21 protein-coding genes are annotated in these 25,586 nt (G+C 65.2%); 13 read left to right on the top strand and 8 right to left on the bottom strand.

Annotated elements, in window-relative coordinates; genetic code table 11:
- The 6 genes from ACMX2H_RS07050 to ACMX2H_RS07075 all read left to right on the top strand — a co-directional run.
- Positions 1-868 (top strand): HNH endonuclease (locus ACMX2H_RS07050; protein ID WP_414959828.1); only part of this gene is annotated, 868 nt, incomplete at its 5' end.
- 186 nt (positions 869-1,054) lie between these two features.
- The gene (locus ACMX2H_RS07055) at positions 1,055-1,735 is read left to right on the top strand and encodes a DedA family protein (protein WP_414959829.1); all 681 of its coding nucleotides are present in this window, start codon (positions 1,055-1,057) and stop codon (positions 1,733-1,735) included.
- A gap of 576 nt (positions 1,736-2,311) precedes the next feature.
- Positions 2,312-2,701, top strand: a complete 390-nt coding sequence (locus ACMX2H_RS07060) for a GntR family transcriptional regulator (protein ID WP_414959830.1) — start codon at positions 2,312-2,314, stop codon at positions 2,699-2,701.
- Positions 2,698-3,627 carry an ABC transporter ATP-binding protein gene (locus ACMX2H_RS07065; RefSeq protein WP_414959831.1) on the top strand — a complete coding sequence of 310 codons (930 nt, stop codon included), beginning with the start codon at positions 2,698-2,700 and terminating at the stop codon, positions 3,625-3,627. Before ACMX2H_RS07060 ends, ACMX2H_RS07065 begins: the two co-directional genes overlap by 4 nt.
- Positions 3,624-4,313 carry a hypothetical protein gene (locus ACMX2H_RS07070; protein ID WP_414959832.1) on the top strand — a complete coding sequence of 230 codons (690 nt, stop codon included), beginning with the start codon at positions 3,624-3,626 and terminating at the stop codon, positions 4,311-4,313. Before ACMX2H_RS07065 ends, ACMX2H_RS07070 begins: the two co-directional genes overlap by 4 nt.
- Before the next feature lie 121 nt (positions 4,314-4,434).
- Positions 4,435-5,451 carry a 3'-5' exonuclease gene (locus ACMX2H_RS07075; RefSeq protein WP_414959833.1) on the top strand — a complete coding sequence of 339 codons (1,017 nt, stop codon included), beginning with the start codon at positions 4,435-4,437 and terminating at the stop codon, positions 5,449-5,451.
- A gap of 81 nt (positions 5,452-5,532) precedes the next feature.
- Here the strand turns inward: ACMX2H_RS07075 and ACMX2H_RS07080 are convergent, their stop codons facing one another.
- Positions 5,533-6,453: an SDR family NAD(P)-dependent oxidoreductase gene (locus ACMX2H_RS07080; RefSeq protein WP_414959834.1), complete on the bottom strand. Its 921-nt coding sequence runs from the start codon at positions 6,451-6,453 to the stop codon at positions 5,533-5,535.
- A gap of 2 nt (positions 6,454-6,455) precedes the next feature.
- A complete protein-coding gene (locus ACMX2H_RS07085; protein ID WP_414959835.1) occupies positions 6,456-7,553 on the bottom strand; it encodes an ADP-ribosylglycohydrolase family protein in 1,098 nt (365 codons plus the stop codon).
- 146 nt (positions 7,554-7,699) lie between these two features.
- Between ACMX2H_RS07085 and ACMX2H_RS07090 the strand changes: the two genes are divergently transcribed.
- The 4 genes from ACMX2H_RS07090 to ACMX2H_RS07105 all read left to right on the top strand — a co-directional run bounded on the left by ACMX2H_RS07090 (position 7,700) and on the right by ACMX2H_RS07105 (position 14,349).
- Positions 7,700-8,674: an MIP/aquaporin family protein gene (locus ACMX2H_RS07090; RefSeq protein ID WP_414959836.1), complete on the top strand. Its 975-nt coding sequence runs from the start codon at positions 7,700-7,702 to the stop codon at positions 8,672-8,674.
- A gap of 92 nt (positions 8,675-8,766) precedes the next feature.
- Positions 8,767-9,927 carry an exonuclease SbcCD subunit D gene (locus ACMX2H_RS07095; protein ID WP_414959837.1) on the top strand — a complete coding sequence of 387 codons (1,161 nt, stop codon included), beginning with the start codon at positions 8,767-8,769 and terminating at the stop codon, positions 9,925-9,927.
- Positions 9,924-12,959, top strand: coding sequence for an AAA family ATPase (locus tag ACMX2H_RS07100; RefSeq protein ID WP_414959838.1), 3,036 nt, complete (start codon positions 9,924-9,926; stop codon positions 12,957-12,959). The genes ACMX2H_RS07095 and ACMX2H_RS07100 overlap by 4 nt, the downstream gene beginning before the upstream one ends.
- A gap of 82 nt (positions 12,960-13,041) precedes the next feature.
- On the top strand, positions 13,042-14,349 hold the full coding sequence (locus ACMX2H_RS07105) for an MFS transporter (RefSeq protein ID WP_414959839.1): 1,308 nt from the start codon (positions 13,042-13,044) through the stop codon (positions 14,347-14,349).
- Positions 14,350-14,355: 6 nt separating this feature from the next.
- On the opposite strand, the gene ACMX2H_RS07110 is transcribed toward ACMX2H_RS07105, so the two are convergent.
- Positions 14,356-15,069 carry an IclR family transcriptional regulator gene (locus ACMX2H_RS07110; protein ID WP_414959840.1) on the bottom strand — a complete coding sequence of 238 codons (714 nt, stop codon included), beginning with the start codon at positions 15,067-15,069 and terminating at the stop codon, positions 14,356-14,358.
- Between the two features lie 304 nt (positions 15,070-15,373).
- Here ACMX2H_RS07110 and ACMX2H_RS07115 point away from each other — a divergent pair, with 304 nt between their 5' ends.
- Complete coding sequence (locus ACMX2H_RS07115) at positions 15,374-16,765, top strand: MFS transporter (protein ID WP_414959841.1); 1,392 nt, start codon at positions 15,374-15,376, stop codon at positions 16,763-16,765.
- Between the two features lie 98 nt (positions 16,766-16,863).
- Here the strand turns inward: ACMX2H_RS07115 and ACMX2H_RS07120 are convergent, their stop codons facing one another.
- The 3 genes from ACMX2H_RS07120 to ACMX2H_RS07130 all read right to left on the bottom strand — a co-directional run bounded on the left by ACMX2H_RS07120 (position 16,864) and on the right by ACMX2H_RS07130 (position 20,529).
- Positions 16,864-17,532, bottom strand: a complete 669-nt coding sequence (locus ACMX2H_RS07120) for a phosphoribosyltransferase (RefSeq protein WP_414959842.1) — start codon at positions 17,530-17,532, stop codon at positions 16,864-16,866.
- Between the two features lie 544 nt (positions 17,533-18,076).
- On the bottom strand, positions 18,077-19,555 hold the full coding sequence (locus ACMX2H_RS07125; RefSeq protein ID WP_414959843.1) for an APC family permease: 1,479 nt from the start codon (positions 19,553-19,555) through the stop codon (positions 18,077-18,079).
- 197 nt (positions 19,556-19,752) lie between these two features.
- Complete coding sequence (locus tag ACMX2H_RS07130) at positions 19,753-20,529, bottom strand: SDR family NAD(P)-dependent oxidoreductase (RefSeq protein ID WP_414959844.1); 777 nt, start codon at positions 20,527-20,529, stop codon at positions 19,753-19,755.
- Between the two features lie 218 nt (positions 20,530-20,747).
- Between ACMX2H_RS07130 and ACMX2H_RS07135 the strand changes: the two genes are divergently transcribed.
- Positions 20,748-23,084: an aminotransferase class III-fold pyridoxal phosphate-dependent enzyme gene (locus ACMX2H_RS07135; protein WP_414959845.1), complete on the top strand. Its 2,337-nt coding sequence runs from the start codon at positions 20,748-20,750 to the stop codon at positions 23,082-23,084.
- On the top strand, positions 23,081-23,746 hold the full coding sequence (locus ACMX2H_RS07140) for a TetR/AcrR family transcriptional regulator (protein ID WP_414959846.1): 666 nt from the start codon (positions 23,081-23,083) through the stop codon (positions 23,744-23,746). Before ACMX2H_RS07135 ends, ACMX2H_RS07140 begins: the two co-directional genes overlap by 4 nt.
- Positions 23,747-23,751: 5 nt before the next feature.
- On the opposite strand, the gene ACMX2H_RS07145 is transcribed toward ACMX2H_RS07140, so the two are convergent.
- Both ACMX2H_RS07145 and ACMX2H_RS07150 read right to left on the bottom strand, forming a co-directional pair.
- Complete coding sequence (locus ACMX2H_RS07145) at positions 23,752-24,723, bottom strand: AraC-like ligand-binding domain-containing protein (protein WP_414959911.1); 972 nt, start codon at positions 24,721-24,723, stop codon at positions 23,752-23,754.
- Positions 24,724-24,947: 224 nt separating this feature from the next.
- Positions 24,948-25,544: a TetR/AcrR family transcriptional regulator gene (locus ACMX2H_RS07150; RefSeq protein WP_414959847.1), complete on the bottom strand. Its 597-nt coding sequence runs from the start codon at positions 25,542-25,544 to the stop codon at positions 24,948-24,950.
- Positions 25,545-25,586: the final 42 nt, after the last annotated feature.

A 25,586-nucleotide genomic window follows, 5' to 3' on the forward strand; every position in this document is an offset into this window, starting at 1 on the left:
ACCCCAACCAACCGGAACCGGCCGAACCGGTGCAGGCCAAAGCCCGCCCGGCGAATGCTTGGCCGGCCCGCCGGGTGACGCCGTCCGGCAAAAGGTGCCGTTTGGTGCGGGAGGCGGGCAGCAGGGGCCGCCGGACAGCAGTTTCGGGCAGCGCGACCCGTCCGGAGAACGCTCGGCCGGGCCGCCGGGTGGCGGCTTCGGGGTGAAAGCTCCGCCGGCCGGGACCGAGCCGGGTTGGCAGACCGCCCGCGAGACGGCACGGCAGGAGCGGCTGCGGAACCTGAAGGTCGGCGGGGTGGAGGACGTCTGGATCCGGCGGCTCTACACCGCGCCGGGGACCGGGCAGTTGCTGGGCATGGACTCGAAGGCCCGGAAGTTCCCGGACGGGATCCGGCGGATGGTGCTGGCCCGGGACGCGGTCTGCGGCAGTCCCTGGTGCGACGCGCCGATCCGGCACATCGACCACATCGTCGCCTGGGCCGAGGGCGGGCCCACCACCCTGGCCAACGGGCACGGACTGTGTGAACGCTGCAACCAGGCCAAAGAAGCCGACGGCTGGACCGCCACACCCATCGACGGGCCACGGCACAGCGTGCAGACGACCGCCCCGACCGGCCACACCTACACCAGCACCTCACCGCCCCTGCCCGGCACGCCGCCGGGACGGCCCGCCGTACAGGCAGCCGGGGTGCAAGAGGCAACTGCTGTGCGGCGGGGCCAGCGGACCGCACCGGAGCCGCTGCATTTGGTGGAGACCGCCCTGCGGCAAGCGGGTGCCCTCGACGCGGGCCGCCCTGACATCGGCGCCACGGGTGGCTGGGCGGTCGTCCGCATCCCTAGGGACGAACTGATCCGCCCGGCAGCCTGACCGCAAAGAGCGGCGTGGTGACAACACTCGCGGTTGGTGCCCCGTGCAAGACAGCATTCGGACGAGGCCTTATTAAGCCATCGTGGCTGACAGGCGGGGCTGCCTCCAGTCTGAGCCCGATTCTGAGTGCTCGGTGAGCCGATCACGGTTCGGACTATGGGGCACAGTAAGGCAGACTTGTAGGCGATGAGCATGATGACCTTTTCCTCCCTGTCAGCCATTCCCGCACAAGCTTCTGGTGATTCCAGTGCACTCACCGGTGTAGCCGACTGGGCTGTTGGCTTGATGGAGACCATCGGTGCCCCCGGGGCCGGACTGGCCATCGCGCTGGAAAACCTTTTCCCGCCGCTGCCCAGCGAGGTGGTGCTTCCGCTGGCCGGCTTCACGGCGAGCCGCGGGAGTTTCACCCTTATCGAGGCACTGCTCTGGACCACGCTGGGCTCGGTCTTCGGCGCTTGGGCGCTGTACGGTCTGGGGGCTTGGCTGGGCCGGAGGCGAATGCGCGCCATCGCCGCAAAGCTTCCGCTGGTCGACCTGGAGGACGTGGACAAGGTCGAGGCATGGTTCGGCCGACACGGCTACAAGGCTGTGTTCTTCGGGCGGATGATCCCGATCTTCCGAAGCCTGATCTCCATCCCCGCGGGCATCGAACGCATGCCGGTGACCAAGTTCCTCTTGCTGACCAGTGCGGGCAGCCTGATCTGGAACTCCATCTTCGTGTTCGCTGGTTTCTATCTAGGCGAGAACTGGCACATCGTCGAGCAGTACGCGGGCATCTTCCAAAAGATCGTCATCGTCGTCGTCGTTCTCGCGGTTCTCTACTGGGTCACCACCAGGATCCGTAAGATCCGCAACCGCAGGAGCTAGTAACCCGCCGTCGCTGCACGCGCCTGTTTCTGGGGTTCTTGACCTGGCGCGAAGCGATCCTGCCTTGCGGCGGCTGAAGCCGATGCACCCTTCCCGCCCCTTCTGAGCGGCTTTCACGCGTTGCCGCTGCGCTGAGCGTAGGTTCACACACCTCCTTCCTGCTGTTTGTCGGATGCCGCCTGCCGTGACACGCCGCGCCTGCGGTGGATGCGTCTCATCGACATCAAGCAAGCTGGCGTCCCACGCCCCGTCACAGCCAGCAGCGCGCCAACATCCCACACCCCAGCCCGGTGGCCCGCGTCCCGGGTGGTCGTGACTAGTGGTATCTGCAGATCAGGTGCGCTTCTTGAGTCCATCTGACGATCGCCCCGGCGACGCTGTGGCTGACGCCGCCACCGACGCCGCCACCGACGCCGGGGCCGACGCCGCGCCCCGCCAGCCGACGTCGCGCCCCTCCAACTGGCCCCACTCAACCCCCCACTGCTTGACAAGAGACTCCAAGGTTGTATGGTTAGCTACATCAGTAACTAACCCCTCCACCGAATAACCGGTGTAGGGGCCGTGGAAGGAGCGGCTGTGATCGACGATTCAAGGCCGATCTTCCTGCAGATAGCGGAGCTCATCGAGAACGACATCGTGGACGGGGTGCTGGCGGAAGAGGGTCAGGTGCCGTCCACCAATGAGTTCGCCGCTTTCTACCGGATCAATCCCGCCACTGCGGCAAAAGGAGTCAACCGCCTAGTGGATGACGGGATTCTGTACAAGAAGAGGGGGATCGGCATGTTTGTAGCAGCCGGCGCCCGTTCCCGGTTAGTGGCCCAACGGCGCGACGACTTCTTCAGGGAGTACGTCCAGCCGATGACCCGGGAGGCACGAAAACTGGGCATCAGCACCGCACAGCTGACAGAAATGCTCAACCGCACCGAGTCCACCAGCGACATGACAGAGGGAAGCGTGTCCCGATGAACAACCCGACCATACCCGCCGCCATAGAACTGCGGCAGGTGACCAAGACGTACCGCGATGCGACGGCGTTGGACAACGTCAGCCTCCGCCTGGAAGGCAACCGGATCTACGGCCTGCTGGGCCGCAATGGCGCCGGCAAGACCACCTTGATGTCGGTGCTCACCGGCCAGGGCTTCCAGAGCAGTGGTGAAGCACTGGTCTTTGGCCAGCACCCCTATGAGAACGACGGCGTGCTGTCCCGGATCTGCTTCATCCGTGAATCGCAGAAGTATCCGGACGACTTCACCGCGCGGCAGGCTTTCAAGTCCGCATCTTTGTTCTTCAAGAATTGGGACCAGAGCTTCGCCGACCAGTTGGTCGAGGAGTTCCAACTGCCGCTCAAGAGGCGCATCAAGAAGCTCTCACGGGGCCAGCTCTCCGCCGTCGGCGTGATCATCGGACTGGCATCCCGCGCGGAAGTGACGTTCTTTGACGAACCGTACCTGGGGCTTGACGCCGTGGCCCGGCAGATTTTCTACGACCGGCTGGTCGAGGATTTCGCAGCGCATCCGCGGACCATCATCCTCTCCTCGCACCTGATCGATGAAGTGGCGAACCTGCTGGAGCATGTGGTCCTGATCGACCGCGGCCGAATCATCATGGACGACGACGCCGAGGCCGTCCGCGGCACCGCCGTCACGGTGGCGGGCAACGCTTCTGCCGTCCAGTCCTTCGCTGTCGGCCGCGAGGTGCTGCACCGCGAATCACTGGGCTCGCTGGCTTCCTGGACGGTCGAAGGCCGGCTCACCAGTGCCGAGCGCGCCGAAGCGGCCGATCTTGGACTGGAACTGGCCCCGGTGTCGCTCCAGCAACTGGTGGTGCGCAAGACCATGGCAGCAACCGATGCTGCCCTCGAGACCGACTCCGAACTGGAGGTCCTGAAATGAACCGCGTCGTCAACGTAGCGCGCATGCAGCTGATCAATAAGTGGACGTTCCTGGGGATCCCGGCCATCATCATGGTCGCGGCCTTCCTGGTAACCCTGGCTATTTGGGCGATGATTCCGGCCAGTGGCGAGACGTTCTACTCCGGCGCTTCACAGGCCGTGATGTGGTACTTCCTGGCCCTGGGCATCCAGTCGCTGACGCTCACCTTCCCGTTCTCACAGGCCATGAGCGTCAGCCGGAGGACCTTCTACATCGGCACGGTGGGACTGTTCGCTACGGTGGCGCTGGCCATCAGCGTGCTCTACTACCTGCTGGGCCTCGTGGAAGTTGCCACCAATGGCTGGGGCTTCAACGGACAGCTCTACGCGCTGGACTGGATCGCCAATGAGCACGCGGTGGTGCAGATCCTGTTCTACTTCATCGCCATGGTGGCGCTGTTCATGATCGGCTTCTGGTTCGCCACCATCTACAAGCGCTGGCAGGCAACCGGGATGTTGGTCACATGGATCGCCATCGCTGTGGTCCTCATCGGGCTGCTGGGCTTGACCAGTTGGCAGGGATGGTGGCCGGTGGTGGGGCAGTGGTTCGTCGCCCAGACACCACTGACTGTCTCCGGCTGGACGGCGCTGTTCTGCGCGGTTCTGGCTGGCGGGTCCTACCTGACGTTGCGCCGCGCGACCCCCTGATCCAGGACCCGATCAACGCTCGCAACTTCGGCAGTACGGCGGCTCCCGCATAGCAAGCGGGAGCCGCCGTACTGCGTGTTGGTGGACCGGAACTGTCCGCGTCATCACCTAGTGTGGATCCGTGGCAATTGACTTCACGGCGATCGATTTCGAGACGGCAAACGGGTTCAGGGGCTCGCCATGCTCCGTCGGCTTGAGCAAGGTCCGTGACGGCCGGATCGTCGAGGAAGCCTCATGGCTGATGCGCCCGCCGGACGGCTTCGACCACTTCGATCCGCGGAATGTCCAGATCCACGGTATTACCGCAGGCATGGTTGCCGGAAAGCCCCGCTTCGGGGAACTGTTCGCGGACATGGCAGATTTCATCGGCTCCGACGTGTTGGTGGCCCACAATGCTGCGTTCGACATGGGGGTCATCCGGTCGGCCTTGGAAGTGTCTGAACTTTCCGGCCCGGCTTACGACTACGCCTGCACCGTCATCCTGTCACGGCGCAGCTACTCGTTGGTGTCCTACTCGCTTCCGTTCGTGGCGGAAGCGGCCGGCGTGCCGCTGCTGAACCACCACGACGCCGTGGCGGACGCTCGCGCCTGCGCCGGCATCATGATCGACATCGCCAGCCGAAATTTCGCAGGCAGCATTCCTGACCTGCTCACAGCGATGCAGTTGCGCACCACCCGCCTCGAGGCCTATATCCACGGAACGGCCGCTGTCTCGAAACCAACAAGGACGGCACTGGAACGCCAAACGCTGGCCTCCGCCGGGGGAGCGGCGCCGTCCTCTGCCTGGACGTACTGGCCGGACGAGGGCAGCAACCCCGAGCCGAACCAGGACGCCGACGACTCCCACCCGTTGTACGGCCAGACCGTGGTTTTCACCGGCAATTTGGGCCTGTCCCGCCAGGAGGCCAAGAACCGCGCGGCCGAACTGGGTGCGCGACCGGCCAGCAACGTGACCCGCAAAACCACGGTACTGGTGGTCGGAGACGGTTTCGTCGCTTCGGATCTCAAGAGCGGCCGGGTCACGGCCAAGGCCCACAAGGTGCTGCAGTTGCACGACAAGGGCCAGCAGATCGAGGTGTTGTCCGAGGGCGAGTTCCTGCAGATGATCGGCGGCCGCTGGCCTGCGCACAGCGCCTGACTGGCAGCGCCCGGCCGGCCGCAGCCGCTCGTCGACCTGCAGGTGGACCTCGGTGAGCCCCTGACCGGCCGCACCCGCCAGTCAGACCCGCAGACGGACCCCGGTGAGCTCCTCGGACAGGTCGATCAGCCGGGAGGCAGCATTGCGTTCCAGGGCATGCCGCTGCGGCGCAACGACGGAGGGGCGCCCTGTCAGTTGGAAGCGTCCGTCGGGCCCCCAATAGTCGCCGTTACGAACCTCGTCGCCGGCCGTCGCATGCACCAACGGCCACGCTCCGGCGTCCTTGCCCTGTGCCAGCAGACCGAACAGCAGGCGCTGCTGCCGGGTGGCCGGTTGGGAGAGCCGGAGACCCGGCCTGTCCGGCGTGAAGTACTTCCGGGCATATCCCGGATGCGCCACCACGGACGAGGCAGGTGCGCCTGCTGCGTCCAGCCGGTGCGCCAGTTCGAAACCGAAACTCATCACCGCGAGCTTGGACAGGGCGTAGGACCGGTAGCTGGAGTACTTCGCCGGCAAAGCGGCCCGGCGGAAGTCCGGGCGTACCCAGCGGTGGCTGATGCTGCCCACATGCACCACGCGGCCGCGGCTGTGGGTCAGGCTAGGCATCAGCCTGGCAACCAAAGCGAAGTGGCCCAGATGGTTGGTGCCGAACTGTAGTTCGAAGCCATCGTCAGTGAATTGCAGCTCCCGGGAACCGATGACTCCGGCATTGGCCAGCAGGGCATCGATTCGCTCAAGGCCGGCCAGTTCCTCCGCGGCTTGCCGGACCGAGTCCAAACTGGCAAGGTCCAGCTTCTGGAACCTCACGTCTGCTCCGGGCACCGTATTGCGGACTGCTTCCATGGCCGCGCGGCCGCGGGCCTCGTTGCGTGCGGCCATCACCACCGTCGCGCCGGCCGCGGCCAGTTGCTCACTGGCGAAATAGCCCAAGCCGGCATTGGCGCCGGTCACGACGATCGTCTTCCCGTCCTGGCGGCCCAGGGCGGCCGGGTTGTGGGCCATGCCTAGCCTTGGGTCTGCGCCAGGAAGCGGTCGGCCATGCCGCGGATGACGTCTGGTCCCTCCAGGGCTGCCAGCCAGTCGCCGGGCAGCGCAGCTTCACCGTAATGGGCGCCCAAGAGGCTTGCCGCAATGCTGCCGGTCGCGTTGCTGTCGCCGTCGTGATTGATCGCCGTGGCGACGGCCCTGCGGAAGTGTTGCTCCGGCGTCGTGCTGTCCGCCGTAGCCAGGACCGCGTAGAGGGCGATGGACAGGGCTTCCTCAGCAGACCGGCCGTCGCCGAGTGCCGCGGTTAGGTCGGCAGGTGCCACCGGGCCCTGGGCGGAGAGTTCGACCGCTGCGCGCAAGCGGCCGGCCAGTTCGGCGGACGCGGCATCGTGCTCGGCGCGGGCCAGCATGGCGACGGCGGCGCCCGGCAGGGTCGCCTGTTCATGCACCAGCAGCCGGATCAACGTCGCCAAGGTGGCCGCGCTGCGGTGCGCGGCCGGATGCCCGTGGGTGAGGGCAGAGCCGTCGGTAGCCAGCCGCTGAACGGTCTGGTCGTCGACGAACGGCAGCAGTCCGAAGGGAGCGGAACGGGTCACGGAGCTGCTGTCTTGAGCGTCCCGATTAATCGGACGGGCCCGGGTTCCCATCTCACCGGTGGCCAGCCCGGACAAGCAGGCCTCGGCGGGTGCGTGCCGCGCGTGTAGCACGGTCTGGCCGTCGATCCAGCGGGGCAGCGGCTCAGGAGCCTGGTCCGGAAAGCGGCCTTCCTGCGTGGTGTACCAGCGGAGGTAGGCGAGCCAGAGGCAGGCAGCTTCGTCCGCGGCCGTGCCGCTGTTGGCCCACTCCAGAGCCTCGGTCAAGCCGTCGAGGGTGTACAGCGTTAACTGCGTGTCACTGGTGAAATGCCCCGGCTCCGGCAATTGGGAGAAGTCGCGCAGGCCGTCGGCTCCGAACCGCCCGGCGATCAGGTCGAAGGAGTCCAGTTCAACGGCTGCCCCCAGTTGGTCGCCGAGCGCGCCGCCGAGCAGGCAGCCGCGTACCCGCGAGGGATAGTCCGGAACAGCAGGCGAAGGGTCATTGGACCGGGAACCGGGGAGCGGGGCATCGGTGATCACGATTATTAGCTTAGGCGTGCAGACTGACATTTTGCCCGACTGCGCTTTCGGGATGTGTTCAGGGTTCTCCCAGACCCCGATGACAGAGTGGAGTAGTTTTGAGTCAATCGCCGGCGTCCTGCCGGCCCGGCAGAAGGACAGTATCCATGGCAGCAGCCCACCCGGCGGCATCGGCTCCCGCCGTTCCCGACGTCCCGCCCCGGCTCGGGGAAGGACGCAGCTACTCGGTCCGGATTGGCGCGGAAGTGGCAGGATCGTTCTTGCTGTTTTTCGGTGCGCTGGGGATCGGCATGTTCAATCCGCAGGGCGCTTTCGGCGTTCCCTTCGGCTTCGGCCTGGCGGTCATTGCCGGCATGCTCGCGTTCGGCTACATCTCCGGCGGGCACTTCAACCCGGCCATCACGCTGGGCAGTGCGCTCGCGGGCCGCATCTCCTGGAAAGCGGTGTTGCCCTACGTGCTGGCGCAGCTGGTCGGCATGTCGCTGGCAGCCGTGGTGCTGTGGGTCATTATTGGCAGCCATCCGGCCGGCGCGCAGTCGACCAGCGTCTTCGAATCCATCGCCAACGGCTACGCCAGCGGTGACGAGTTGGGCTTCTCCATGGCCGGCGTGTTCCTGGCCGAAACCATCGCGACCGGCCTGCTGGTGGCCGTCTACCTGGGAGCGACCTCGGCCCGCGACCGGCTGCGCAGCGCACCCTACGCGGTCGGCTCTGCTTTCGCCGTGCTGACCGCGGTGATGCTGCCGATCTCCAACGCCGGCCTGAACCCGGCCCGTTCCACCGCCGCGGTGTACTTCGCCGGCAGTGGCCCGGTGGGCGAACTGTGGCTGTTCTGGGTGGCTCCGCTGCTCGGTGCCCTGATCGCCGGGCTGTTGTACCGCAGCGCTGAGATGGTTCCCAAGGCGCGCAAAGCCGCTGACGACGGCGGTGCCCCGGTGGCGTCGGCAGCCGCACCTGTGGAGGGCGCGACAGCCGTCCGGGAGAGCGGCCGAGGTGATGTTCCCAACACCGCGGTGCAGGACCAGCCGGACGCGCCGGTGCCGGCGGACGACCAGGGCGCGGCCGAAGCCCGCGATTTCTTCGACCGCAAGCCGAACCGGCCCCGCCCGGAATCCGACTGACCCCAAGCTGCAGGCACAACGGCACGTCCCGATTCCGGGGCGTGCCGTTGCGCTTGTCCGAAACTGTCCTGGCCGGCGGCTAGCTTTGAAGCATGAGGTTATTGCACACGTCCGACTGGCACCTGGGCCGCTCATTCCACGGCGTCGGGATGCTGGAGGCGCAGCGCGGATTCATCGACCAATTCCTGGAAACCGTGCGTGACGAGGACATCGATGCAGTGCTGATCGCCGGCGACGTATATGACCGCGCGTTGCCCGGCGTGGATGTGGTCAACCTCTTTTCCGAAGCCTTGTCGCGCATCCGTGCCATCGGGGCCACGGTGATCATGACCAGCGGCAACCATGATTCGGCCAGCCGGTTGGGTTTTGGATCCGGCATCCTGGCCCATGGCGGTGTGCATATCCGCACCCGGCTGGACCAGCTTGCAGATCCGGTGGAGCTGGACCTTGGCGGGGCCACCTTGGCCGTATACGGCATCCCGTACCTCGAACCACGGATGTGCGCTGAGGAGCTCGGGGCGGCGGCCCCCAGCCATACCGCCGTGACACGGTCGGCGTTGGACCGCATCCATGCCGATCTGGCACAACGGCAGGCCGGCGGTCCCGTCCATTCGTTGATCATGGCGCACACGTTTGCCAGTGGCGGCATCAGCTCGGACAGCGAACGGGACCTGAGCATCGGGGGAGTAGGGGCGGTTCCGCTGGATTTGTTTGACGGTTTTGATTACGTGGCGCTGGGACACCTGCACGGACGGCAGGCCCTGAGCAACACCGTGCACTACTCCGGCTCGCCGCTGCCGTACTCCTTCTCAGAGGCCGGGCATGAAAAGGGCGGCATCATCCTCGAGTTCACGGCGGACGGGCTCAGCACCGTTGAAAACGTGTCCTGGCCCGCCAGGCGCAGGCTGGCCGTGCTCAAGGGGACCATGCAGGACCTGCTGGAATCCGCGGACCACGCGTGGGCGGAGGATGCGTACTGCCAGATCACCCTGACCGACGATGAACGGCCGCTGAAGGCGATGGAGCGATTGCGCGAACGTTTTCCGGACACCTTGGTGCTGAGCTTCGAGCCAGCCTCCGGATCCCGGCGGGACACCATGAGCTACAGCCAGCGGATCGCGAAAGCGCAGGACGACCTGCAGGTCTGCTGCGGTTTCCTGGAGCATGTACGTTCCCGGCCCGCCGACGATGCCGAACGGGCGCTGCTGGCGGAAGCGCTGCAGGCAGTACAGGCAGCGGAGGTGTCGGCATGAGAATCCACCGGCTGGAAGTACAAGCCTTTGGGCCCTTCGCGGCTCGGGAATCCATCGACTTCGACGAACTCAGCTCGCAGGGATTGTTCCTGCTCAACGGCCCGACCGGTGCCGGCAAGACCAGTATCCTGGACGCCATCTGTTTTGCGCTGTACGGGTCCGTTCCCGGAGCGCGTCAGCAGGGCAAGCGGTTGCGCAGCGACCACGCCGAACCGGAGACGGCCCCCGAAGTCGTCTGCGAATTCTCCGCTCGTGGCCGCCGCTTCGAAGTGACCCGCAACCCGCAGTGGGAGCGCCCGTCGAGCCGTGCCCGGTCCGGGTCGGTGACGGAGCAGGCGCACACCCTGTTACGCGAGAAGGTCAATGGCGTGTGGGTCCAGAAGAGCAGCCGCAACGACGAGGCGGCCGCGGAACTGCTGTCGGTGCTGGGAATGAGTCTGGAACAGTTCACCAAGGTAGTCCTGCTGCCGCAGGGGGACTTTGCTGCCTTCCTGCGGGCCGACGCCAAAGAGCGCCGGCCGCTGCTGCAGCGCCTCTTCGCCACCGACCGCTACGAGGCGGTGGAGCAGACGCTGGCAGATGAGGCAGCGAACGCGCGGTCGGCTTATCAGTCCGCGTTAGCGGGTGCCGATCAACTCCTGGAACGGGCAACGGAGGAAGCAGCGCGCCATCTGGCTGCCGAGGACATGCCGGACCCGTCGCTGGCTGCCGGGGACCTGCTTGTTGCCTACGAGTCGTCAGTGGGCTCCGCCGCCGCCTCGGTGAAAGGCGCTGCCAACCGCGGACAGGAAGACCTGGGCCGGCTGTTGGAAACCATCGGCAGGCGCGAGCGGGCCGTGGCCGATCACGCGGCCTTGGCGGAACTGGAAAAGCTTTCCTTAGAGCACCGCCATGCCGCTGACAGCCAAGCCGAGTTGACCGAAACGCTGGCAGCGCACCGGTCGGCGGAACTGCTGGCCGCGCCCATCCGTCATCGCGACCAGGCCGCGCTGGCCATGGAACGCGCGGCGAAGGACTTCATGGACCGAATCGATGCGGCCGAGACGCATCCGCTCTATCCGGCTTTCGTTCCCAGCCGTCCGGAACCCGACCTCTCCGGACAGACGCTGCTCGACGAGGCGTCGGACCGGCTTGCCAGTGAGCTTGGACGAATCCGGTCATTGCTGCCCGAAGAGCAGCGGTTGCAGGCCTCCCGTTCCGACGTGCAACGTTTCGAACAGCGTGTGGCGCAGCTGGCGCAGGATCTGGCTGCTGCCACCGCAGACCACGAACAACTCGCCGCCACCGGCCGCGGGCTGCAGGATGAACTGGCTGCACTCGACGAGGCACCGGACGTGGAACTGCTCACGGAGCGCCTGGAGCAGGCGCAGCGCATCCGGGATGCGGTGGCCGACCACACCGCCTGTCTAGCCAAGGCGGAAGCTGCACGCGCAAGCCGCGATGCAGCGCACACCCGGCAACTCGAACGCAAGGAAGCCTGGCTGTCCTTGCTGGAACAGCGTTTGGACCAGGCGGCAGCCGAGCTGGCGGCCAACCTTGCCGAGGGAGACCCTTGTCCGGTATGCGGCGGCACCGAGCATCCGCAACCCGCAGTAGCCGCCTCCGGCCAGCTGATCACCCGCGAGCAGGAAGCCGCAGCCCGCCAGGAGCATGCTGCCGCCGAAGCACGGTACTCCGAAGCACGCGAAGCCTGCGCCAATCTGGAACAGGAGCTGTCCAACTTGGCTTCCCGAGGCGGAGCGACCGATGCAGCGGAAGCGGCCGCGGCCGTGGCAACCGCCCGGGCCAGCTTGGACCATGCGGTAGCGGTGCGGGACCGGCGCCGCACGCTGCAGGAACGTTCTGCCGCTACGACGCAGCAGCTCGAAAAGATCGCGCGCGAGCTCTCGGCCCTGGCTGTGGCAAAGGCCAGCGCCGATTCCGAGCTCAAGGCGGAGAGGGAACGCACGGACGAGCTGGAACGGAAGCTGCGCGAGGCGCTGCCCGACGGGGGCAGCCTGCACGAGCATGCGGCGTCACTGTCCCAACTGGACCGGCTCCTGGCCGATGCCCTCAAGATCCTCGCCCAGCACCGCCATTGCAGCATCACCTTGGATCAGGCCGAAGGAGAGCTCGCCTCAGCGATCGACCGATCCAACTTCACCACTGAAGATGACGCCAGGGTCTCGCTGCTGGCGCCGGCACAGCTACAGGCACTGGAGCAGCGCCACACTGCCTACCTCAAGGCCGGTCAGCGGCTGGCGGTGCTGGAGAGCTCGGAACCCGTTGTCCGCGCCCGCGCCGCCCTCGAGAACGGAGAATCCCTGCCGGATTCCGGGCAATTGGACGCGGCACGCGATCAAGCCGGGGCCTTGGACCGCACGGTGCGAGAGCTCCAGGTGCGGCACGGCGTGCTGGCAGCGTCTCAGCAACAACTGGCCGCCTACCGCCGTCGTTTCGACGAGGAACAACTCCGTCTGGCACCCATTGCCGCACGGCACGAACTGCTGCAATCGGTGGCGGACACGGTGAGAGGACTGGGCGAGAACGAACGAAAGATGACGCTGACCACCTACGTCCTCGCCGCCCGGTTGGAACAGATCGCGGCCGCAGCTACCGAACGCTTGATCGCGATGACTGACGGGCGGTACACCCTGGTCCACGACGACTCAAAGTCCGGGAACAAAAAATCCGGACTTGGCCTGCACGTCAGCGATGAATGGACCGGACAGCGGCGCGACACCGCGACCCTTTCCGGCGGAGAGTCCTTCATGGCCTCGCTCGCGTTGGCCTTGGGACTGGCCGACGTCGTCCAGGCCGAAGCCGGCGGCGTGGACATCGAAACGCTCTTCGTCGACGAGGGATTCGGCAGCCTGGATGAGCAGGCCCTCGAACAGGTCATGGATGCTTTGGAGGGGCTGCGCGACGGCGGCCGGGTGATCGGCCTGGTCAGCCATGTGGCGGAGATGAAGCAGCGGATCGGCGCCCAACTTCAAGTCACGAAGGGACGCCACGGCTCAACCGTCCGCACGGTACTCACCGGCGTCGCCTGACCACCGGTATGATAGGTACGTTATCCGGGTTGTGCGCATCGGGAGGCGGGACGATGCGCGGTTCGAACCAACGGAAAAACCAATGACATCTCCCGATTCCGACGCGCCCGCGGAGCAGCACTCCGCGACCGCTGCTCCGGCCTACAGGCGCAAACGACGCAATCCCTTCGGCCGCTACGCCCGGTTGGCCCGGCTGGCGGGCACTTCCTTCCTGGCCATCGGATTCCTTGCCCGGTTGCCCTTGGCGATGTTGACGGTCGGAGCTTTGACTCTGGTCACCGTGACCAGTGGGTCCTACGCCTCGGGTGGCTTCGCCGCCGGTGCTGTAGGCATCGGTTCAGCCGCCGGGGCACCGCTGTTCGGCTATCTCGCGGATCGAGCGGGACAACGCCCGGTGCTGCTGATCGCCGCCGCGGCCCATACCTGCGCCATTGCCTTGCTGCTGACCTGCGTCTACATCGGCAGCAGCGGGGCCGGGACGGCCGCCGTGTTGGCGGCGTCATTCCTCGTTGGGGCCACCTGCCCGCAGGTCGGGTCGCTGGCGAGGGTGCGCTGGATGGCGATGACGCGCAGCGACAAGCCGGCGCTGGACACGGCGCTGTCTTACGAGAGCACGGCGGATGAACTGACGTTTGTGTTGGGACCGGCGCTGGTCGGGCTGTTGGCCGCGCTGATCGCGCCTTGGCTTCCCTTCGTGCTGGCGGCCGCGCTGACCGTCACTATGGTGACCGCGTTCGCCATCCACCCCACGTACCGCACGGTGGTCCCGGTGACCCCGGAACTGGTCAAGGCGCACCCGGAAGCGGCTGCGGCCGCGACTCCGGTGCGGATCAATTGGCCGTTGGTCTCCATTCCGGTGCTGGGCATGGTGGCCATGGGCACGTTCTTCGGGGCGACCCAGAATGCACTGAGCGCTTTCGGCGGCACCTTTGGAGCGGCCGATGCTGCCGGCCTGCTGTATGCCCTGCTGGGCCTGACATCGGCGTTCGGCGCCCTCTCCGTCGCGTACTGGCCCGCGCGCTGGACGCATGTCTGGCGCTGGGTTGTCTGTGCTGCGTTGATGACGGCTTTTTGCCTCATGCTGCTGCTGCCGGCCGACGTGCTCCCGATGATCTTCGTGCTGCTGCTGGTCGGCGTGCCCGTTGGGCCGACCATGGTCACGATCTACGGCATCGGAAGTATGGTCGCCCCGGACGAGCGGCTTGGCACTGTCATGACGCTGCTGGCCAGCGGCGTTGTCCTGGGCTCTGCGCTGGGCTCGGCGTGCGCCGGCGCGCTGGCCGAAACCTCCGGCCACACAGGTGCCTTTTTGGTCTCGATTGCCGCCGCGGGCATGCTCTTGATGCTCGGCCTGGTGGCCGCCGCCGTCGTCAGGCGCCGGCAGCGCTGAGCGCGCTCACCGCAGTTCAGCCTCGATGGCGGCAGCTGACCGCTGCAATGCTGCCGCGATCTCCTGGTCGGGAGTGTCGGTTCGGATGTAGACCACGGCTATGGCCGCCGGCAGTTGGCCGGGAACGGAAACCGGTACCGCGACCGAGGAGACACCGGGGATGACCTCGTCATGGCTGACGGCGTAGCCGATTTCCTTGGCCAGTTGGGCTTCCGGCCGGATGGGTCGTCCCGGAGCGTGTTGTTCCCACTGTTCCCGGGTCAGCGCCGACTGAATGGCGATTCCCGGTGCGCCAACGTCGAAGGAATGACGCGTGCCCGGATGCTGGACCAGAGCCGTTGTGTGCCGCGGCTCCACGGTGAACAGCGTGACGCAATCGTGTTGATCCCAGACCGCGATGAAAGCGGTCATCATCAGGTCGTTCGCCAGCAAGGTCAGCTCCGGCAGCGCTGCCGACTGCAGGTCGCGCGACACACCGCGTGCCAGCGCGGCCAACCCCGGACCCGCCTGCACTCGCCCGGCCGAATCCCGCATCAACAGCGAATGGTCTTCAAGGGTCCGCAAGATCCGGTAGGCGATCGAACGGTGCACTCCCAGGGCATCGGACAGTTCGGCGATAGTCATCGGCGCCTGCGCTTCGGCCAGGATTTCCAGCGCTCGAATGCCGCGTGACAGAGTCTGGGAGTGCGCCGAGGCCGGCTTGGTGGGAGTCTGGCTCATCGGACCATCCTAGGAAGATTGACTGCTTGAAAGCGGACGTGGAGCGGTGAGACACGCGATGTGCCACGCCTCACACCCACTATTGTTCTATATCAGGACGAAGTGTCCAACTATAGAACGCAATAATGACTGCCGAGGCCCCGTGAACCCCCGTGCAGGTTGAGGCATCGCGGGAATAGGGGCCCTGCCGTTACCCAATTGATATGGGGGCGCCCTGTGGGCCGCGCCACTCTCCGGTAATATGGCTCGGGTCACATTACCGACCGTTCGGTAAATACCGTTCTGTGAACGCAACGGAGAGAATATGTCCACGTCAGAAGAGCTGGCAGGCAACATCAGCCCGGCAGCCCGCCGCGAAGAGCGCAAGGTGCTCGCCGGCACCTTGGTTGGCACCACCATTGAGTGGTACGACTTCTTCATTTACGCCCAGGCTGCCGGATTGGTGCTGGCCTCCCTGTACTTTGCTCCATTGTCGCAAGAGAGCGCCGGGCTGGCGCAGATCGTCTCTTGGGCCTCGCTGGGCATCAGCTTCCTGTTCCGCCCGCTCGGCGCCATCGTCGCCGGCCACCTCGGTGACCGCCTGGGCCGAAAGATGATGCTGGTCTTCACACTGGTGCTCATGGGCGCGGCCACCGCGCTGATCGGTGTGCTGCCGACCTACGCCCAGATCGGCATTTGGGCTCCGATCCTGCTGGTGTTCCTGCGCATCCTGCAAGGTTTCTCGGCCGGCGGTGAATGGGGCGGCGCTGCCCTGATGTCCGTTGAGCATGCCCCGGTGAACAAGCGAGGCTTCTTCGGTGCATATCCGCAGATCGGTGTTCCGTGCGGCATGATCCTCGCCACCGGCGTGATGTGGCTGCTCAGCACCTTGCTGACAGAAGAAGCATTCATGAGCTGGGGCTGGCGTGTACCGTTCCTGTTCTCGATCGTGCTGATCCTGGTGGGCTACGTCATCCGCCGTTCGGTGGACGAGTCCCCGGTGTTCAAGGAGATGCAGGAACGCAAGAAGGAATCGGCAGCTCCGCTGGGCCAGTTGTTCAAGCACAACTGGAAAGAGGTCATCCTCACCGCGCTGATCTTCATCGCCAACAACGCAGCCGGCTACCTGCTGATCGCGTTCTTCGCGTCCTACGCCACCAAGCCGGTGGAGGCCGGCGGCCTTGGCATGGACCGTCCCTCCGTGCTGCTGGCCACCACGCTGGCCGCCTTCGGCTGGTTGATCTTCACCATGTACGGCGGAATTCTCTCCGACAAGATCGGCCGGGTCCGCACCTTCCAGATTGGCTACGTGTGGGTCCTGCTGTGGCAGATCCCGATGTTCATGCTGATCGACACCGCCAGCATTGTGCTGATGGGCATCGCAATGTTCGTCCTGACCATCGGTCTGGGCCTGTCCTACGGTCCCCAGTCGGCTCTCTACGCCGAGATGTTCCCGGCCCACGTCCGCTACTCGGGCGTATCGATCGGCTACGCCATCGGTGCGATTCTTGGCGGCGCGTTCGCCCCGTTGATTGCGGAAGTGCTGCTGGGCGCGACCGGAACAACCATCTCCATCGGCATCTACATCATGGTGCTCTGCGTCATCTCGCTCGTAGCCGTGTCCGTGGTCAAGGAGACCAAGGGCAAGAACCTGCGGGTGGAGGAAGCGCATCAGGAGTACCTGCGTCAGCACCCTGAGGCACGCGACTCCCGCTAGGGAAGGCGCTCCCACTGGGAGCAAGGACTTCTCCTGTGGACCGCCGTCGGTAATGGATACCGGCGGCGGTCCGCTGTTTTGTGGACTGTCGGCGGCAGCTACTGCGGGAGGGCGGCCAAGACTTCCTCGTCGCTGACTTGGTTGAAATGCCGGTAGGCCTCGCCGACGGCCCGAAAGGCCCGCGGCTGACGCAGGCAAAAGACGGCGTCGGCCAGCTTCTCCAGTTCTGTGCAGGTCTGCGGCGGCCCTACGGGCACGGCGACGACGATCTCTCGTGGCTTGCTCTGCCGGACAGCTTTGATGGCGGCCTTCATGGTGGCGCCGGTCGCCAGGCCATCGTCGCAGAGTATGGCGGTACGGCCGACGACCTCAGTCGTCCTGCCGTGCAGATACGCCTCCTGGCGCCGCTGCAGCTCGGCACGTTCCGTGGCTTGGACGGCGTGGAGGCGCTGCTCGCTGTAGTTGCGGCGGCGCAACTCGGCCACAATGTGGTCCACCATGACGACGGCGGTGTGCCCGCCGTGCGCTGCCAGTGCGCCGAAGGCTACTTCCGGCTGATCAGGGATCCCCAACTTGCGGACGATGAGCGCATCCAGGTCAGCACCCAGTTCTTTCGCCACAATGGCAGCCACGGGAACGCCGCCGCGCGCCAGCCCCAGTACGGTGACGTCTTTGCGCCCGCGGTAGTCTGCCAATTCGGCCGCCAACTGATGTGCCGCATCGGAGCGATCTGTAAAAGGGTAAGGTGCTCCGCTCAACAGTCCCACGGCCTCCAGTATCCTCTCCCACGCGATAACGGGCGAGGGCCGAGTGCGAACTGGGCCAAAGCCGCGCCGGGCGTCGAGGGGACAGCGCCGCGAAAGGGCGGGCGCCGCACGAAGGACATTGGCTGCGGGTTGTGGCCCTGGCACCAGAAGGTTGCACGGAATCATAGAGGCTCCGACGGGTAATCGGTTGAGGCGCGATGGGTAGTTCTCCCCATCGCGCCGGTGCAACTGCCCGGATAAGCTCGTATCAACGGTCGGGCTCGGAACGGGGGCCCGCACCGCCTCGGCCGGACTTGGGTCCGGGCGTGGAAGAGCCGGAGCCGCAGGATTCCCCCCAACGCCTGCTGCTCCGGCCCTTTCGTTTAACCCTTGGTGCCCCAAGGGCCCAGCTGCTGCCTTCGGCCGCCGCCGAAACCGATGCGCCGATCGATCCCGGGTCGGTTGCTCTTCACGTAGACGAAGACCATCCCTAAACCGGTGGATGCCCCTGACGCGCATCACCTGGCGTCAGGGGCATCCATTCGTTCGGATGTCGAGAGGGGCGCTATTTCTTCAAGGTGTCCGCATCTTCGACGAGCAAATCGTCGAACTTTTCAAGATCGTCGCTGAGACCTGCGTACACTTCAGGCTTCTTCGACTTGAGGTAAGCGCCGTAGACGATGCCGCCGATGACAGCGAGTACGAGTATCCACGGCAGCACGACCACGTAGGGCTCCTCGGAACCTGCGACGAGCGGGAACTGCACAATCGCCATGATGCTGAAGACCGCTAGCGCGATAAAGCCAATGGCCGGTGCGATCAGGGTCGTCCAGAGCCGCGGGTCGCGCTTCTTGCGGAAGTAGACAACGACTGCAAGGGCGGCGATCGCCTGCACGATGATGATTGAGAGTGTCGCGAAGCCAAGGCCTACCGGAACGAGGGTGAGGATCGACGGCAGATCCGGGAACGCGAAACGGAAGATCGCCGCGATGACCAATGCAAAAATGAGGTTGGTCAGCAGCGCGCGTTGCGGCGCTCCCTTCGCGTTGGTCTTAGCCAGCCAGTGCGGCAGCACACGGGCGCGACCGAGCGAGAAGAGGTAGCGTCCGGCGGAGTTGTGGAATGCCAACTGCGCGGCGAAGAGGCTGACCACGACGAGCACCAGGGCAATGACGACGAAAACCGGCCCCAGATGCTTGTCGATGAGCATCAGGGTGAGGTCGCCCGCCTCAAGATGCTCAATTGCCGTCGCCTGCGCGATGTCGGGACCGATCGAACTGACGATCGCCCACGCGGCAAATGCATGCATGAGCCCGATGATGATGATGGCCGCGTAGGTCGCCCTGGGAATGGTCCGGTGGGGATCCTTCGCTTCCTCACCGAAGAGCGCCGTTGCCTCGAAGCCGATAAACGCGGTGGCCGCGAGCAGCAGGCCGATCCACAATGATCCGCCCATGATGATTTCAGGCGTGAACACCGAGAAGCTGAAGCCCTGCTGGAAGAGCACGGAGAAACCGAACACGAAGACCATGATGATTTCGAGTACGAGCGCGACACCCAAAACGACGGCGCTCACATGGATACCCGAGATGGCGAGCAGGTAAACGATGACGAAGAGTACCGCGCCGGTCCAGAACCAATCGAGCGTGAACGCCTCGCCGAAGAGTTCGGGCATGACGACCATCCCGGCGAAGAAGCCGATGGTTCCAAGGGCGCCGGCCACAAAGGCGTTGTAACCGATCGTGGCGATGATGCCAGTGATGAGGCCCGCAGTCTTGCCCAGGCCTTTCACCGCGATCGCGTAGAAGCCACCAGCGTTGGTCAGCTCCTTGGTGATCTGCGCGTAGCCGATCGCAAAGAGCAGCAGTGCCGCTGCGACCATAAGGATCGCGACGGGAACTCCGCCGCCGTTGCCGTGCGCGATCGCGAGCGGGAGCACGACGATGAGAACCGTGACTGGAGCAACTGCAGCGAGAACGAGAAAGACAATCGCGCTTACTCCAAGCTGGTTGCGTGCCAACACGTCCGTGTTTTTCTCAGACAACTGAACTCCCTTCGAATGAGTTGTGGTGAATATTGGAAGTGAGTCAACTGCCCTGACTGTGCAGCACTCCCAGCTTCCGGACTAATAAAGCCAGTTTGCGCCGGATGCCGCGGTTCTGGCTTGTCATTCCGTGCATGAAGATAGACAATGCGCGCCCGAACGACACTGGCTTCCCGGCTGCAGGGCGCTGGCGCCGGTTATGCCGGGAAGGAGGAACGGCCGGTGTAGCCAAAGTCGGACAGCAGATTGACTCCGTTGACGGCGCGGGACCGGCGGGAGGCCAAGTAGCCGACACTCCAGGCAATGTCGTCGGCCGACTGGATGGGAAAAGACGGGTCATTCATGGCTTCGCCCAGTCCGCGGCGTGCCATCGGTGTGTCGACAATCGACGGACAGACGCTGTTGACCCGGATCCCATACTCGTCGAATAGTTCCACGGCCAGCGCCCGTGTCATTTGGACGAGCGCGCCCTTGGATGCGTTGTACGCGAGCATGCCCGGCACCGCAACGAAGCCGGAGTCAGAGCCGACGATGGTCACGCTGCCGCCCTCTGCGCGCTTGAGGTACGGAAGAGCAAACTTGACCGCAAGGAAGGTGCCCACGACGTTGACATCGAGGACCTCCCGAAAGCTCTTCGCGCTAACGTCCTCGCAGGCCGCTCCCATTTCACCTTCGATGCCGGCGCAGCAGACGAGTGCGTCGATGCCACCCAGCTTGCCGCCGAGTCCTCCCACCGCGTCTTCCAGTTGAGAGTCTTCGGCGACATCGGCGCGTGCGGACACGACTCGCGACGGCCCGACGAGTTCGAGTTCAGAGAGCGCCGCGTCCAGTCGGTCCTGGTTTCGGCCGACGATGCCAACCTGTGAACCTTCCCGTGCGAATAGACGCGCCACGGCAAGGCCGATGCCGGACGAGCCGCCCGTCACGACGACGCGTTGCGGCAGGCTGCTGCCCTCAGTGACTGAAAGTGACATGTGTGCTCCAACTCCCTCGGTCCGGGCGATTGCCTTCCTCTCGGCTTTCGCGGATCGGCTGTGAGACAAGTTACTCAGAGTTGGCGCGGGACGGAATAGCAGTTCATTCACTAGACTGGCAGTCTGATTAATAGACCTTGGTGGAATCCTCTTCCTTTTGACTGAACTAGGGGTATAGTCGCGGTTACACATCCCCGACTTCGGAGCGAGGAGCCCCCATGTCACAGCTGTCCCGCGAGGAAGCCCTCACCATTGCCCGCAACGCTCTTCCAATGTTCGGGATAGCGGAAGACGCGGTGATCGATTTCGTCAAACATCGCGAAAACGTCGTCTTCCGCGTGTCCGAAGGGTCAGCCGCCTTCGCGCTCCGAATTCATCGGCTGGGTCATCGGACTGACGACGAAGTAGGCACTGAAGGCGCTTTCATGACCGCTTTGGGCGCAGAAGGTCTTCCGGTTCCTGCAGTAGTCCGGACCGTTGCGGGCGCCCTGTTCGCGCTTGTTCCTGACAGCAGCGGGCGGATGCACCACGTCGATGTCCAGAGGTGGGTTGCAGGCGGCAAACCCTTGGGTGATGCCGGCGCGGCATGGCTCGGCGAGGACGGCTTGGATACCGAAGTCTTCGCGCGACTCGGCGAACTCTGCGCCACGTTCCATCAGGCATCGCGTCGAATAGGGAAGGTCTCCGGTTACTCCAGGCCGGCCTGGGACGCCGAAGGGCTTGCCGGGGCGGCAGCCCTCTGGGGTGATCCCCGCCGGCTGGGACGGACCGATGATGAACGCGATGCGATCGACGCGGCCGTGCGGCGCATCGGCCAACGCCTGGATCAGTTGGGAACCGCGCCCGAAAATTACGGCGTCATCCATGCTGACTTCACGCCCGAGAACGTTTTGACCGCCGGGGACCGGCACGTCCTGATTGACTTTGACGATTTCGGAGAAGGCTGGTGGCTGTTCGACCTGGCCACCATCCTGTTTTGGTACCACCGCCACCCTCAAGCCGTGGAGTATCGCCAGGCACTGTTGGCCGGCTACCGGAGGCATGCGGATATCCCGGAGCGTGCCATGGAGGACCTGGACACGTTCATCCTGGCCCGGGGCCTCACCTACCTGGGATGGGCCGCCGACCGACCGGGGGATGAGACCAGCGACTTTCTGCAGTCCGAGGTTCTGCCCGTCGTCGTGGATTTGTGCCGTGAGTACGTGGCTGTCGATGGGCAGTTACCGGAAGGGCGCTTGCCGGAAGGGCAGCACACCCCACGTGATGCCAGCCTGCTCGCCCGACGGGCCGCGACCATCGGACCCCACTCGCCTCTTTTCTACGACCGGCCGCTGCACTTCGTGTCCGGTGACGGCGTGTGGTTGGTCGATTCGGAGGGAAACCGCTTTCTCGACGCGTACAACAACGTTCCGCAGGTCGGCCACGCAAATCCTCGGGTGGCAGATGCCGTATGCCGGCAGCTCAATACGCTCAATGTGCATACGCGGTACCTCAGTGAACCAATCGTGGACTACGCCGAGCAGCTCTTGGGCACCTTCGACGCACCGCTTGACCGCGTCTACTTCACGAACAGCGGATCCGAGTCAAACGAGCTTGCCATCCGAATTGCGAGGCACATGACCGGCCGCAGCGGCGTCATTGTCACCGATCACAGCTACCACGGCAACACGATTGCGCTCGCAGCGCTGACGACCGGTTTGACCGTCTCGGAGCCGTTTGGCGACCACGTCCGGCCGATCCACGTACCGGATCTTGATCGCGAGGGGAAGACCTCAGATTCAGGAGTCATCCTGGATCGCGCTTTGGCAGCGATTGACGAGGCCATCGCGTCTCTCGTCGAATCCGGCCACGGCGTGGCTGCCCTGTTGATCGAGCCGGCGTTCTCCACCGAGGGGCTGCCCCGTGTGCCGGAGGGTTACCTTGAAGGGGTCGTCGAGCGGATTCGTGCGGCCGGCGGCTTGGTTATTGCAGACGAGGTCCAGACCGGACTGGGCCGTTTGGGCGATGTCTGGTGGGGTCATCAGGCGACCGGCATCAAGCCGGACCTGGTCACCCTTGGCAAACCGTTGGGTAATGGCTACCCGCTCGGCGGTGTGGTCACCACCGCCGCGATCTTGGAGTCCTTCAGTAGCGCCAACATGTACTTCAATACTTTTGCCGGCACCGCCACCGCGGCGGCTGCCGGCCAAGCCGTGCTGAACGAGATCACCTACCATGGGCTGATTGCCCGCTCAGGTGAACTCGGACGGCACGTTGCCAGCCGGCTCGATGACCTGGTCGCCAGCCATCCTCGGGCAGCCTCTGCGAAGGGACGAGGCCTGTTCTTCGGTTTGGAACTTGTTGACGACGACGGCCGCCCGGATGCCGGCTTGGCCAAACGGATTGTCGAAGCTCTCGTGCGGGAACGGATCCTGATCAGCCGGATTGGACCGAACGACAACATCCTCAAGATCCGGCCGCCACTGGTGATTGGCCTGGACGAACTGGACCGCGTCATTGACGCTCTTGACGTGGCACTCGCCGCGGAAACCCGTGCAGAAGCCGTGCACGCATGAACGCCGACGATCGCTCGGGTCCGTCCACGGCGCGCCGAGGGGAGGGGGAGTCGGGGGCCCAGCTTACTGAGCTGCCCCTTCCTCTTCGCAAGCGGCAGCAACTGCAAACCCGTCACGACTTGGTGCGTTCAGCCATCGACATTATCGACGCGCTGGGGGAGAAAGCCACCACCATCGACCGGATCACGGCGCGCGCCGGCACATCAAGGGCAACCCTTTACGCGCATTTTCCGGGAGGCCGTGCCGACGTGTTGGCCGAAGCCTACAAGAGGGTTGGCCAAGATTTGATCGATGCAGCGGAGCGCGACGCTGCAGGGCAGGACGATTGGATCGAGAAGCTCTGCGCCTACCCGCGTGCCATGCTCGCCCTTGCCGCTCGGCGTGAGCTGGGTTTCTTCTACAACGTCTCGGGGCCCCAGCACTTCGGGATCGGCAAGCGCCGGGGCAGCGCCTCGCAACATACCCTCGACATGTTTGTCCGCGAACTCGGGCACGCCCAGGAGCGCGGGGACCTGCGTGCTGACATCGACATTGAGGCGGTTGCGGGACTCCTCATCGGCGCCATCCGCGAAGCAGGAATCGATGCTGCCCGTGAACCGGCAACAGCACCCCGCAACCTCACGGCGTTCCGCCAGCTTCTGCAAGCCGTCGCCGGCCGCTGACCCGCTCAGGCGCGCCGGTATGTGCTCGGCGGAACGCCAAAGGCGCTGCGAAAGACCCGGCTGAAATGGGCTGCATCGGTGAAGCCCCAACGCGTGGCGATGGCACCGACCGCGCGGTCGGCCTGCAGCGGATCGCGCAGGTCGCGACGGCAGCGTTCGAGCCGTCGGGCGCGGATCCACCCGGCTACGGTGGTTCCAGCGTCGTGGAAAATGCTGTGCAAGTGCCGGGTGGAGATGAAATGCGCTGCGGCAATGCCTGCCGGAGACAGTTCCGGGTCGCCCAGATTGGCTTCGATGTGCTGCCGGATCCGTGCCAGCAATTCGCCATGGTGTCCGCGCTGGGGCCCGTTCCCGCTGTGCAGTTCGCTGTCAAACAGGGTTGCGAGCAGGTCCACGGCGTTATGGGCGAGCCGGTGGCCGCTGGGGCCCGAGAGCAGTTCAAGGTTGTCCGCCAGCTGGACCATGAACGGGCTGATCATCCGGCCGATGCCGGCGTCCCCGGCCATCCGGACGGCGGTCAGTTCGGCGACGGAATCTGTCGGCAGGTCCAACGCGTCGTGCGGGAACATCAGCACCAGGGTGCGGAAGTCGTCGTCGAACTCCAAGGTGTAGGGCCGGTGGGTGTCATAGACCGCCAGATCGCCCGGGCGCAGCGTGGCTTCGCGGTTGTCCTGGACGAGGATGCCGGTGCCGGACAGTTGCAGGTTGAGCTTGTAGTAGAGCCGGTCGGACCGAGTGATGAGCGCGGGCGTGCGCAGCACCTTGTGGCTGTTCGCGGTCACTTCCACCACGGACAATTCGTCCAGAACCCGGGAACGCAGGCGTCCGTGGAAGCCGGCGGGGGAGTTGGTACGGGCCTGCAAAGGCACAAAGGACTCGGAGATCAGCGTGTTCCACTCGGCGAACGAGCGGGCCTCGGCAACCTGCACCGCTGAAGGAACGGCAGGCACGGAAGGCGCAGACGGGGTGCGCGGCAGGGAAGGTGCGGGTACCGCGGCAGCCGCGGTACCGCCAAAATCACCGGCGGTTCCGGCGGTGCCGGATGAGGTGTGGGTGCTGCGTTCGGGAAAGGTGATCGTCACAATGGCCCCTTCGCTTGGAACCGGTTTTCAAGTGTGTCTCAGGACACAGTCTCCACACCATAGCGCCTGCGGGGGCACGTTGTCATGTATTTTCCACAACGGGCGAAAAACAATTTTGATCAGGAAGCTGCGGAGACCATTCGAAGCCAACTGTCCAGGTGCTCGATCAACTGCTCAGGGGAGTGGTGGTCCGGGGTGAGCGAGGCGGTGATCTGCGCGCCCAGCAGGAAGGACATGAGCTGCCCGGCCAGCACGTCGTCGCTGGCCGGAGTGCGGACCTCGCCCGCCTCCCGGGCTTCGGCGAGGAAGCGCATGAAGTCCACGCGCCACCGCTCCATGGAGTCGGAATGGAGGGCGGCCTTGTCCGGGTCGGTGAGCGCCTTTTGCCAGAACGGAATGACCAGTCGGGCCTCGCTGATGGTCACATCGGTGACGGGCAATACCTCCAGGCAATACCGCCGCAAGGCGTCCAGGCCGCTGTGGCCGCGGATGGATTCGGCCACCCGGCGGTTTGTTTGGTCGAAAACGTAGCCGAAGGCAAAGGCCAGCAGGTCGTCCTTGGTGGGGAAGTAGGGCTTGAGTGCGCCGTTGGCAAAGCCTGCTTCTGCGGCAATTTCGCGCATCGTGGCACCGTCGATGCCGTGCCGGGCGATGATCCGCCACGTCGCTTGCACCAAATCGACCCTACGTTGGTCGTGGTCGACGATCTTCGGCACCGGCCGCCTCCTGTAAACGTGCGTAGAAAAAACCCTTGCCAT

Source organism: Arthrobacter sulfonylureivorans (assembly GCF_047607445.1).
Lineage (GTDB): Bacteria > Actinomycetota > Actinomycetes > Actinomycetales > Micrococcaceae > Crystallibacter > Crystallibacter sulfonylureivorans_A.